The 10,903-nt window shown below is 69.4% G+C and carries 12 protein-coding genes; 10 read left to right on the plus strand and 2 right to left on the minus strand.

Going from position 1 to position 10,903, the window contains the following annotated elements; all coding sequences use genetic code 11:
* The first annotated feature begins 81 nt into the window (after positions 1–81).
* Genes ACEYYH_RS08880 through ACEYYH_RS08895 form a run of 4 tightly spaced genes read left to right on the plus strand, consistent with a single transcriptional unit; the run spans position 82 to position 3,994 of the window.
* Entirely contained in the window at positions 82–1,095 is a 1,014-nt protein-coding gene (locus ACEYYH_RS08880) for a hypothetical protein (protein ID WP_374977826.1), read from the plus strand.
* 30 nt (positions 1,096–1,125) lie between these two features.
* Positions 1,126–2,427 (plus strand): histidinol dehydrogenase, encoded by a 1,302-nt coding sequence (gene hisD, locus ACEYYH_RS08885; RefSeq protein WP_374977827.1) that lies wholly within the window; start codon positions 1,126–1,128, stop codon positions 2,425–2,427.
* A 31-nt stretch (positions 2,428–2,458) separates the two neighbouring features.
* A complete protein-coding gene (gene nrdR / locus ACEYYH_RS08890) occupies positions 2,459–2,950 on the plus strand; it encodes a transcriptional regulator NrdR (protein WP_374977828.1) in 492 nt (163 codons plus the stop codon).
* Between the two features lie 18 nt (positions 2,951–2,968).
* Positions 2,969–3,994, plus strand: a complete 1,026-nt coding sequence (locus tag ACEYYH_RS08895) for a quinone-dependent dihydroorotate dehydrogenase (protein ID WP_374977829.1) — start codon at positions 2,969–2,971, stop codon at positions 3,992–3,994.
* Positions 3,995–4,001: 7 nt separating this feature from the next.
* On the opposite strand, the gene ACEYYH_RS08900 is transcribed toward ACEYYH_RS08895, so the two are convergent.
* The gene (locus ACEYYH_RS08900) at positions 4,002–4,583 is read right to left on the minus strand and encodes a DUF3043 domain-containing protein (protein WP_374977830.1); all 582 of its coding nucleotides are present in this window, start codon (positions 4,581–4,583) and stop codon (positions 4,002–4,004) included.
* A gap of 46 nt (positions 4,584–4,629) precedes the next feature.
* Between ACEYYH_RS08900 and ACEYYH_RS08905 the strand changes: the two genes are divergently transcribed.
* The 6 genes from ACEYYH_RS08905 (at position 4,630) to ACEYYH_RS08930 (ending at position 10,413) form a co-directional block, all read left to right on the plus strand.
* Positions 4,630–6,030: a dipeptidase gene (locus tag ACEYYH_RS08905; RefSeq protein ID WP_374977831.1), complete on the plus strand. Its 1,401-nt coding sequence runs from the start codon at positions 4,630–4,632 to the stop codon at positions 6,028–6,030.
* Positions 6,031–6,157: 127 nt separating this feature from the next.
* The gene (gene erpA / locus ACEYYH_RS08910; protein WP_045298933.1) at positions 6,158–6,523 is read left to right on the plus strand and encodes an iron-sulfur cluster insertion protein ErpA; all 366 of its coding nucleotides are present in this window, start codon (positions 6,158–6,160) and stop codon (positions 6,521–6,523) included.
* Between the two features lie 168 nt (positions 6,524–6,691).
* Entirely contained in the window at positions 6,692–7,591 is a 900-nt protein-coding gene (gene coxB, locus ACEYYH_RS08915; RefSeq protein ID WP_374977832.1) for a cytochrome c oxidase subunit II, read from the plus strand.
* Positions 7,591–9,354 (plus strand): cytochrome c oxidase subunit I, encoded by a 1,764-nt coding sequence (ctaD, locus tag ACEYYH_RS08920; RefSeq protein WP_116193670.1) that lies wholly within the window; start codon positions 7,591–7,593, stop codon positions 9,352–9,354. The genes coxB and ctaD overlap by 1 nt, the downstream gene beginning before the upstream one ends.
* Position 9,355: 1 nt before the next feature.
* Positions 9,356–9,790 (plus strand): cytochrome c oxidase subunit 4, encoded by a 435-nt coding sequence (locus tag ACEYYH_RS08925; RefSeq protein ID WP_116193669.1) that lies wholly within the window; start codon positions 9,356–9,358, stop codon positions 9,788–9,790.
* A gap of 221 nt (positions 9,791–10,011) precedes the next feature.
* On the plus strand, positions 10,012–10,413 hold the full coding sequence (locus ACEYYH_RS08930; RefSeq protein WP_374977833.1) for a PP2C family protein-serine/threonine phosphatase: 402 nt from the start codon (positions 10,012–10,014) through the stop codon (positions 10,411–10,413).
* 10 nt (positions 10,414–10,423) lie between these two features.
* Here ACEYYH_RS08930 and ACEYYH_RS08935 read toward each other — a convergent pair whose 3' ends face one another.
* Positions 10,424–10,843, minus strand: coding sequence for a rhodanese-like domain-containing protein (locus tag ACEYYH_RS08935; RefSeq protein WP_374977834.1), 420 nt, complete (start codon positions 10,841–10,843; stop codon positions 10,424–10,426).
* Positions 10,844–10,903: the final 60 nt, after the last annotated feature.

Consider the following 10,903-nt stretch of genomic DNA (forward strand, 5'->3'; position numbering starts at 1 on the left):
GCGCCGTCTCATCGGCGTCTCATACGCCGTGGGTAATATCGGGTCGACGCGAGCCTCGGGAGCTCGCCGGAAGGAAACATCGTGACGGACGAGAAGCAGGACACCGGCATCGACGGGGCGGTCGTGGCCGAAGAGCAGCCGCAGTACGGTGTCGGACCGTTCTCCATCCGCGAGGTCGCCCTCGCGGGCACCTGGATCGTCGCCTTCGTCGTGTCGTTCTTCCCGATCTACGGCCCGTTCGAGTCGGCCCCCTCGGTCTGGACCAGCGGCATCGACTGGGTCCTCACGATCGGCGTCCCCACTGTCGCGGTGTTCCTGATCGCGCTGCGCCGTCTCTCGCCGCAGGGCATCCGTCGCGTCGGATCCCTCGGGATCGACCAGTTCGCGTCGGTCGCCTTCTCGGTCTCCACCGTTCTGTGGCTGTCCATCCTGTGGAACTCGTTCGTCCGCCTCTCCGTCGGGCAGGGCTTCCTCGCCTCGTGGGTCGTCTGGGTGGAGTTCTTCCTCATGCTCGCGGGCGTCGTGCTCACGGTCGGCGCGCCGTTGATCGCGCCGTTCGCGCAGGACTTCCGCGATCGTCCGGAGATCCCGGCGCACCGCAGCGCCCGCCCGGTGCGGCGTGTGTCGCCCCGTCCCGCCCCCGTCCGCCCCGAGCCCGAGCCGGAGCCCGAGCCCGAATACACGCCGTACGCGGTCGCCGAGGCGGGCGCCGAGGCTGCGGCGTCGCCCGAGCCCGTGGCGACCGACGAGTTCGCCACCACCGTGATCCCGCTCGAGGAACAGCTCGCCCCGGCGGAGGAACCGGCACCCGCCGCCGCGAACGAGCCCGCTCAGGCTCGCGAGTCCTTCGAGCACGTCGAGAACCCGACGTCGACCGTCGAACCCGCGGCCGCCACCGCGCCGCAGCACCAGGCCTTCTGGGCGCTCGTGCCGGAGGAGCGCGACATCGTCGACGAGATCGGCATCCCGGTGTTCCGCATCGGCCCGGGCGCGTGGGCTCTCGTGATCGAGGACCGCGGCGAGGTGTTCGTGGTGCGTCACGAGGACGGCCGCATCGGCTACCTGCACGACGTCTCGGGCGTCACGCGCGGCTGACGCCGACACCGCTCGCGGTACCGTAGACGGATGCTCCGGACGATCGACCTGCGCGGGCGCACGCTCTCACCCGCAGAACTCCTCGCGACCGTTCCCCGTGCCGAGGCGGCACGCGAAGAGGCACTGGCCACCGCCGCGCACATCGTGGACGACGTCGCCGCGCGCGGCGAGGCCGCCCTCCGCGAGCAGGCGGAGCGGTTCGACGGCGTGGCGGGACACGACATCCGCGTTCCCGCCGCGCACCTCGACCAGGCACTCGAGGCGCTCGACCCCGCCGTGCGCGCAGCGCTCGAGCAGGCGATCGAACGCGTGCGCGAGGCATCCGCCGCTCAGGTGCCCGCGCCGACGGTGACCGAGCTCGGTCCCGGTGCCCGGGTGACGCAGCGGTGGCAGCCGGTGCGCCGCGTCGGCCTGTACGTGCCCGGCGGCAAGGCCGTCTACCCCTCGAGCGTCGTGATGAACGTCGTGCCCGCGCAGGTCGCGGGAGTGTCCGAGATCGCCGTGGCCTCCCCGCCGCAGCGCGAGTTCGGCGGCCGCGTGCACCCCGTGATCCTCGGCGCCGCGAAGCTCCTCGGGGTGACCGAGGTGTACGCGATGGGCGGCGCCGGCGCGATCGGCGCCCTCGCCCACGGTGTCGCGTCGCTCGGGCTCCAGCCGGTCGATGTGGTGACCGGTCCCGGTAACAACTTCGTCGCGGCCGCCAAGCGCGCCGTGGCGGGTCTCGTCGGAACGGATGCCGAAGCCGGCGCGACCGAGATCCTCGTGGTCGCCGACGACAGTGCCGACGCGCGCCTCGTGGCCGTCGACCTCATCAGCCAGGCCGAGCACGACGAGCAGGCGTCCGCCGTGCTCGTCACGACGTCGGAGCGGCTCGCCGCCGACGTACAGGAGGCCCTCGCGCCGCGCGCGGCCGCGACGCGGCACGCCGAGCGCGTCGCCGCCGCTCTTGCCGGGCCGCAGTCCGCGATCGTGCTGGTCGACGACCTCGCGGCGGCGACCGCGTTCAGCAACGCCTACGCGCCCGAGCACCTCGAGCTTCACCTCGCCGACCCGCGGCCGGAGGAGTTCGTGCACGCGGGCGCCGTGTTCGTCGGCGCCGACTCGCCCGTGAGCCTCGGCGACTACCTCGCCGGCAGCAACCACGTGCTGCCGACCGGGGGACAGGCCCGCTACTCGGCCGGCCTCTCCGCGGCGACGTTCCTGCGCCCGCAGCAGATCATCGAGTACGACCGCGACGCCCTCGCCGCCGTCCACGACGCCATCGTGACGCTGGCCGAGGCCGAAGCGCTCCCCGCCCACGGCGAGGCCATCACGGCCCGCTTCGAGGACTGAGTCCGGATTCCCGGCGTAGGCTGTCTCTGCCATGCACTGCCCGTTCTGCCGCCACGCCGATTCGCGCGTCATCGACTCGCGCACCAGCGACGACGGTCTCAGCATCCGTCGCCGTCGTCAGTGCCCCCAGTGCGGAGGCCGCTTCACGACCATCGAGACGGCGAGCCTCAACGTCATCAAGCGCTCCGGCGTGATCGAGCCGTTCAGCCGTGAGAAGGTCATGTCGGGCGTGCGCAAGGCGTGCCAGGGGCGGCCGGTGACCGAGGCCGACCTCGCGGTGCTCGCGCAGACCGTCGAGGAGAGCATCCGCCAGACCGGCGCGTCGCAGCTCGACGCGAATGAGATCGGCCTCGCGATCCTCGGCCCGCTGCGCGACCTCGACGAGGTCGCCTACCTCCGCTTCGCGAGCGTCTACCAGGCCTTCGACTCGCTCGAGGACTTCGAAGCCGCGATCGATCAGCTGCGCGCGGACCACGGCCGCGCGCCCGCGCGTGACGAGCCCGCGACAGCCGCCTCGGAGTGACCGGATAGCCTAGGAGGGATGTATCCCCTCCTCTTCCGCACCGTCCTGTCGCGCATGGACCCCGAGTCCGCCCACCATTCGGCGATGGTCGTGATACGGATGCTGGGGGTCCCGCCGTTCTCGTGGGCCGCGCGTGCGCTCACCCGCCCTGCACCGGAGCTCGCGACCACCGCGCTGGGGCTGTCGTTCGAGTCGCCGTTCGGCGTGGCGGCGGGATTCGACAAGGACGTGAAGGGGGCATCCGGGCTCCACGCTCTCGGCTTCGGTCACGTCGAGGTCGGAACCGTCACCGCGATCCCGCAGGACGGCAACCCCCGCCCGAGGCTGTTCCGGCTGATCCCGGACCGCGCCGTCGTGAACCGCATGGGCTTCAACAACCACGGTGCCGAAGCCGCGGCCACGCGCCTGCGCGCGCTCCGCAAGCGCTCGCGTCGCACGGTGCTGGGCGTCAACATCGGCAAGAGCAGGGTGGTCGACGTCGCGGACGCGACCGCCGACTACGTCCGCAGCGCGACGTTGCTCGCGCCGCTCGCCGACTACCTCGTGGTGAACGTCTCGTCGCCCAACACGCCGGGGCTGCGCGGTCTGCAGGCGGTCGAGACCCTGCGCCCGCTGCTCGACGCGGTGCGCGACGCCGCGGGCGCGACGCCGTTGCTGGTGAAGATCGCCCCCGACCTCCCCGACGACGAGATCGTGGCGATCGCGCAGCTCGCGGTCGACGCCGGCCTCGCCGGCATCATCGCAACCAACACCACGATCTCGCGCGAAGGACTCGTCACCGATTCAGCGACGATCGCCGCGGCCGGCGACGGCGGGCTGTCGGGCGCGCCACTGAAGGCGCGCGCTCTCGAAGTGCTGCGGCTGCTGCGCCGGGCGGTGCCCGCCGAGTTCGCGGTGATCTCCGTCGGCGGCGTCGAGACGGCCGCCGACGTCGAGGAGCGGTTGGATGCCGGAGCCACGCTGGTGCAGGGCTACACGGCCTTCCTCTACCGCGGCCCGCTGTGGGCGCGGCAGATCAACCGGGGTCTGGCGAAGCGGGGCTGAGGCCGGCTCAGGCGGGCTTGTGGCCGCGCTTGACCTGCGGCTTCGGAAGACGGAGGAAGCGCATCTGCACGGTGCGCATGGCGGCGTACCAGCCGAGGCCCTTCTCGACCTTGCCCTCGCCGAACTTCTTCTTGACGGCGCGCTTGACGGTGATCGACGTGAGGACCATGTCGCCGATGACGAAGAAGATGAAGATCCAGAGGCCCACGAACGCGTAGTACTGCAGCGCCGCGATCGGCAGGAACGTCGCGAGGATGACGAGCACCATCGCGGGCATGACCGCCTCGCCGAGGTGCCAGCCGGCGTCGACCCAATCGCGCACGAACTTGCGCTGCGGACCCTGGTCGCGGGCCGGAAGGTAGCGCTGGTCGCCGTTGGCCATGCCGACGCGGGCCTTCTCGCGCTGCGCGGCGAGATCCGCCTTGGCGCGCGCCTTCGCCTCCTTCGTGTCGGGCACGAGGGGACGCTTGCGGGCGGCCTCCTGCTCGGCCCGCGAGGGCGTGGCTCGGCCCTTGCCGGCGGGGGTGCCGTTCAGGACGGTGCCCTCGGAAGGGGCGTCGTTCGGCACGGGGTCGGTGTTCTTGGCCACGGGTGATCCTCAAGTGCGGAGAAGGGGTGCACTTAAGATTACCCGCATGACCTCTGACCTCTCCCGACAGGATGCTGTGCGCGAAGCTGCGGCCTCCGGCATCCCTTCCGCCCTCGCCGATCTCGGCACTCTCGTGCGCATCCCGTCCGTCGCCTTCCCCGGATTCGACCCCGCACACGTGCAGCGCAGCGCCGACGCCGTCGCCGAGCTCGTGCGCGAGACCGGGCTGTTCGAGACGGTGGAGATCCGCACGGCGATGATCCCGGAGACGGGGGAGCGGGGCAACCCCGCCGTGCTCGCCACACGCCCCGCACGCAACGGCCGCCCCACGATCCTGCTCTACGCGCACCACGACGTGCAGCCGGCGGGCGACGAGTCGCTCTGGGAGTCGTCGCCGTTCGAGCCCACCGTCCGCGGCGGCCGGCTGTACGGCCGGGGCGCCGCCGACGACAAGGCCGGCATCATGGCCCACCTGGCGGCGCTGCGCGCGCTGAAGGAGGGCATCGGCGACGACTTCGACCTCGGTGTCGCGCTGTTCTTCGAGGGAGAGGAGGAGGCGGGCTCGCGGTCGTTCGCGCAGTTCCTCTCCGACAACGCCGACGCGCTGCGTGCCGACGTGATCGTCGTCGCCGACTCGGGCAACTGGGACGACAAGACCCCCGCCCTGACGGTGTCGCTGCGCGGCAACACGCGCTTCACGCTCCGCGTGCGCACGCTCGAGCACGCCTCGCACTCCGGCATGTTCGGGGGAGCGGTGCCCGATGCCATGATGGCGACCGTCAAGCTGCTGTCGACGCTGTGGGACGACGACGGCGCCGTCGCGGTGGCCGGGCTGACGGAACGGGATGCCGAAACCCCGGCGTACAGCGAGGAGACGCTGCGCGACGAGGCCGGGCTGCCGGCGGATGTCTCGCCGATCGGCCGCGGCACGATCCTCAGTCGCATCTGGAACAAGCCGTCGATCACCGTGACGGGCATCGACGCCCCGAGCGTCGTGAACGCCTCGAACACGCTGAGCCCCGAGATCGCGGTCGTCATCAGCGCCCGCATCGCGCCGGGACAGCCGGCTCGCGAGGCGTACGCGGCCATCGAGGCCCACCTGCGCGAGCACGCGCCGTTCGGGGCGCAGCTGACCTTCACCGACCAGGACTACGGCGACGCCTTCCTCGTCGACACGTCGGGCTGGGCCGTCGAGGCGGCGCGGGAGGCGCTGCGGGAGGGCTATGGCGTCGAGTCCGTCGACATCGGCGTCGGCGGGTCGATCCCGTTCATCGCCGACCTCGTCCGCGAGTTCCCGGGCGCCCAGATCCTGGTGACCGGCGTCGAGGACCCGCATGCCAAGGCACACAGCCCGAACGAGTCGCTGCACCTCGAGACGTTCCGAAACGCCGTGCTGTCCGAGGCACTGCTGCTCGAGAAGCTCGACGCGCGCGCGTCGCAGGGGTGACCTCGTGATTCCGGGATCGGTGCGAATGCGCCGGTCCCGGAGCCTTCTGCCAGCGGGCACGCGTAGAATCGACGCGACCCGCCGCACGTGGATGATCGATCCGGGGCGGCCCTTCCGGAGGAGTGCCATGACCGACACCGCACTGACGACCGAGCAGACCGCCCGCGAACACGGTGTGCTGCTGACCGACGCCGCCGCCGGCAAGGTCAAGAACCTGCTCGAGCAGGAGGGACGCGACGACCTGCGCCTGCGCGTCGCCGTGCAGCCCGGCGGGTGCAGCGGCCTGATCTACCAGCTCTACTTCGACGAGCGCTACCTCGACGGCGACAAGACTGTCGACTTCGACGGCGTCGAGGTGATCGTCGACGACATGAGCGTGCCGTACCTCGACGGCGCCACGATCGACTTCAAGGACACCATCTCGGAGCAGGGCTTCACGATCGACAACCCCAACGCGGCCGGCTCGTGCGCGTGCGGCGACAGCTTCCACTGATCGCTAACGATCCGATACTTTTCCGGCGGGTCCGGTGCGCTCCGATTAGCGCCCGGGCCCGCCTTTTTCTGTCCCTGCGACACGATCCAACCTGAGCAGATGGCCTGAATCGCCTGGGCGGTTGCCCTAGACTTACGAGAGTCCTGTTCGTGATCGGAAAGGTGCACCGTGCCTTCGAAACGCCGTATCCGCTGGGCCGTTCTCCCACTCGGGATCGCAGCGGCTGCAGTCCTCGCCGGATGCACCCCGACCGAGCTGCACGGCTTCCTCCCCGGGTTCACCGAAGACGGCCAGCCGGCCACGAACCACGTCGACATGGTCGCCGGTCTCTGGGTCAACTCGTGGATCGTGCTGCTCGTCGTCGGTGTCATCACGTGGGGCCTGATGGGATGGGCGGCGATCGCCTACCGGCGTCGCAAGGGCCAGATGGGTCTTCCCGTCCAGCTGCGCTACAACATGCCGATCGAGATCTTCTACACGATCGTCCCGCTCATCCTCGTGGTCGGCTTCTTCGCCTTCACCGCGCGCGACCAGGCGATCCTCGAGACGCAGACCGAGAACCCGGACGTGTCGATCACGGCGATCGGCAAGCAGTGGTCGTGGGACTTCCAGTACGACGGCGCCAGCGACGACGAGACCGTCTGGACGATGGGCGTCCAGGCGCAGACCGACGAGCGCGGCGACGTCATCAGCGAGCTGCCGACGCTCGTCCTCCCGGTCAACGAATCGGTGAAGATCAAGCTGCAGTCGCGTGACGTCATCCACTCGTTCTGGATCATCGACTTCCTTTACAAGAAGGACATGTACATCGGCAAGGACAACTACTGGTCCTTCACGCCGACGCGCGAGGGCGAGTACGCCGGCAAGTGCGCCGAGCTCTGCGGCGAGTATCACTCGATGATGCTGTTCAATGTCAAGGTCGTCAGTGCGGCGGAGTACGAGGAGTATCTCGACACCCTGCGCGAGGCCGGGCAGACCGGCGACATCAATGACGCTTACGACCGACTTCAGAACCTTCCCGGCACGGGCGGGTCGATCGATGAGAACGTGGAAGAGGTGGACCACTGATGGCGACGACGCTCCCTCTGCAGGAGACGTCCCAGGGGCGTCCGACGACCCTGCCGCCGCGGCAGGCGGCCCTGCTCAGCGCTACGCGCGTCGAGCAGAAGGGCAACATCATCGTCAAGTGGATCACCTCCACCGACCACAAGACGATCGGCTACCTGTACCTCATCTCGTCCGTCATCTTCTTCCTTCTGGGTGGAGTGATGGCGCTGATCATCCGTGCGGAGCTCTTCGAGCCCGGGATGCAGATCATCCCGACCAAGGAGCAGTACAACCAGCTGTTCACGATGCACGGCACGATCATGCTGCTGATGTTCGCGACGCCACTGTTCGCGGGCTTCGCGAACGCGATCCTGCCGCTGCAGATCGGTGCGCCTGACGTCGCGTTCCCGCGTCTGAACGCGTTCGCCTTCTGGCTCTTCCTGTTCGGCTCGACGATCGCCGTCGCGGGCTTCCTCACCCCGCAGGGTGCAGCGTCGTTCGGCTGGTTCGCGTATCAGCCGCTCGCCAACGCCAGCTTCTCGCCGGGTGCCGGTGGCAATCTCTGGATGCTCGGCCTCGGCATGAGCGGTTTCGGCACGATCATGGGTGCCGTCAACTTCATCACGACGATCATCACCATGCGCGCTCCGGGCATGACCATGTGGCGCATGCCGATCTTCTCGTGGAACACGCTGGTCACCAGCATCCTGATCCTGATGGCCTTCCCGGTGCTGGCCGCCGCGATCCTCGCGGCCGCGGCAGACCGCATCCTCGGCGCCCACATCTACGACCCGGCCAACGGCGGCGTGCTCCTGTGGCAGCACCTGTTCTGGTTCTTCGGCCACCCCGAGGTGTACATCATCGCGCTGCCGTTCTTCGGCATCGTCTCCGAGATCTTCCCCGTGTTCAGCCGCAAGCCGATCTTCGGGTACAAGACGCTCGTCTACGCCACGATCGCGATCGCCGCGCTGTCGGTGGCCGTGTGGGCCCACCACATGTACGTCACGGGCGCCGTCCTGCTGCCGTTCTTCGCTCTCATGACGATGCTCATCGCGGTGCCCACGGGCGTGAAGATCTTCAACTGGATCGGCACGATGTGGCGAGGGTCCGTGACCTTCGAGACCCCGATGGTCTTCGCCCTCGGCTTCCTGGTGTCCTTCGTGTTCGGTGGTCTCACCGGTGTGATCCTCGCGTCGCCGCCTCTCGACTTCGCCCTGTCGGACTCGTACTTCGTCGTAGCGCACTTCCACTACGTGGTGTTCGGCACGGTCGTGTTCGCGATGTTCGCCGGCTTCTACTTCTGGTGGCCGAAGTGGACCGGGCGCATGCTCAACGAGCGCCTCGGCTACGTCCACTTCTGGATGCTGTTCATCGGCTTCCACATGACGTTCCTCATCCAGCACTGGCTGGGCGTCGACGGCATGGTGCGCCGCTACGCGGACTACTCCGAGGCCGACGGCTGGACCTGGCAGAACCAGGTGTCGACGATCGGTGCCATCATCCTCGGTGCGTCGATGATCCCGTTCCTGTTCAACGTGTGGATCACGTCGCGCAAGGCGCCCAAGGTGACCGTCAACGACCCGTGGGGCTACGGCGCGTCGCTCGAGTGGGCGACCTCCTGCCCGCCGCCGCGTCACAACTTCACGTCGATCCCGCGCATCCGCAGCGAGCGGCCCGCATTCGACCTGAACCACCCCGAGGCTGGTATCCCGGTCGGTGTCGGTCCCGCGAAGGACGCCCCCGAAGCCCCGGTCTCCGACCTCGCCGATGGAGAGGTGAAGTAAGGTGCGTACGAACACCGGACTCTGGTGGCTGCTGGCCGCCTTCTTCCTGCTGGTCGCGATCATCTACACCGGCTGGAGCATCATCGCCCACCCCGACCTGCCGTGGTACAACGGCATCGAGTGGGTCGGCAGCGTGGCGCTGCTCTTCACGGCGCTGATGGGTGCGCTCATCGCGTTTTACATCGGCAAGGTGCACAAGGCACAGGGCGGGGAGCTTCCCGAGGACGTCCTCACCTCCGACATCGACGACGGGGACCCCGAGCTCGGTGAGTTCAGCCCGTGGTCGTGGTGGCCTATCGTCCTGGCATTCTCGGCCTCGCTCGCCATGATCGGCCTCGCGGTCGGCGCATGGCTCATGCCCATCGGCATCGCCGTCTTCGTCGTCGCGATCGTCGGCTGGGTCTACGAGTACTACCGCGGCTACTTCGCCCGCTGATCCGGCACTGCCGGCTCGCATTGCTCATTGCCTGACGCGCACGGGGACCCGTCTGTGACGGGGCCCCGTGCGCTTCTGCGTGCGGCCGCGTGCTCCGACATCGGCCCGCACCGCGCGACCAACCAGGACGCCGCGTTCACGGCCGCGTCGGGCGCCGCTGTGGCGGACGGCGCCGGAGGAGGACCCGCCGGCGACTTCGCCTCGGCGGCATTCATCCACCGGTGCAGGCGCTCGTCGATAGAGCGATCGTATCGATCACGGATGCTGCGTCCCACCCGCGTCGCAACCTCATCACCGCGTCGCTCAGCGGGGCGGAGCGCGATGCCGCTGCGGTGACCGCGTTCGACGCGCAGTTCGGCGACCGGTGGCTGCTGTGCAGGGACGGCCTCACGGACTACGTCCCGGATGACGAGATCCGCGCGCTCCTTCTGGAGTTCCCGCACGCAGGGACAGCGGTCGAGGCGTGTGCGGCGGTGGCTTTGGAGGCCGGTTCCCGAGACAACGTCACCGTGGTCGTGGCCGACGTCGTCGACGCGGCCGACGCGATCGGCGGCGGACCCACGCAGACGTCGTTCTACGGGGCCGCCGCCGAGCGGTTCATGGAAGGGCTGGAGTCGGCCTGAGGTCTGCCGCTCAGCCGGCGACAGGAGCGCGGACGACCGTCACCTGGGCGTCGAAGACGCGGGGGAGCTCGCCCTCGTCGTTCTCAGTGGGCTGCCCCTCACGCACCCAGTACTCGTATCCGCCGATCATCTCCTTGACGGCGTAGCCGAGCTTGGCGAACTCGACCGCGCCCTTCGCACCGGCGTTGCAGCCCGGGCTCCAGCAGTAGACGACGACGGGGATCGAGGGGTCGATCTCGCGTGGGGCGCGATCGGCGATCTCGCGGTACGGCATGTGGATCGCGCCGCGGATGCGCCCCTGACCCCACGCCTCGCCGCCGCGGACGTCGACGAGGACGAACCTCTCGCCGGCCTTCTGGGCGGCGTACACGTCCGAGGAATCGGTCTCGAGGGCGAGCTTGGCGGAGAAGTACGAAAGCGCATCTGTCATGCCTCCACGCTACGTCGATGGGGGAGCCCCGAAGGCCGGGTGCGCGGTCAGACCTCGTCC

Source organism: Microbacterium trichothecenolyticum (genome assembly GCF_041938625.1).
Lineage (GTDB): Bacteria > Actinomycetota > Actinomycetes > Actinomycetales > Microbacteriaceae > Microbacterium > Microbacterium trichothecenolyticum_D.

Excerpts from the sequence above, each read along its gene's own strand:
- nrdR (WP_374977828.1), top strand. The coding sequence starts at position 2,459 with ATGCACTGCCCGTTCTGCCGCCACGCCGATTCGCGCGTCATCGACTCG.
- erpA (WP_045298933.1), top strand. The coding sequence starts at position 6,158 with ATGACCGACACCGCACTGACGACCGAGCAGACCGCCCGCGAACACGGT.
- ACEYYH_RS08895 (WP_374977829.1), top strand. The coding sequence starts at position 2,969 with ATGTATCCCCTCCTCTTCCGCACCGTCCTGTCGCGCATGGACCCCGAG.
- ctaD (WP_116193670.1), top strand. The coding sequence starts at position 7,591 with ATGGCGACGACGCTCCCTCTGCAGGAGACGTCCCAGGGGCGTCCGACG.
- ACEYYH_RS08905 (WP_374977831.1), top strand. The coding sequence starts at position 4,630 with ATGACCTCTGACCTCTCCCGACAGGATGCTGTGCGCGAAGCTGCGGCC.
- ACEYYH_RS08935 (WP_374977834.1), bottom strand. The coding sequence starts at position 10,843 with ATGACAGATGCGCTTTCGTACTTCTCCGCCAAGCTCGCCCTCGAGACC.
- hisD (WP_374977827.1), top strand. The coding sequence starts at position 1,126 with ATGCTCCGGACGATCGACCTGCGCGGGCGCACGCTCTCACCCGCAGAA.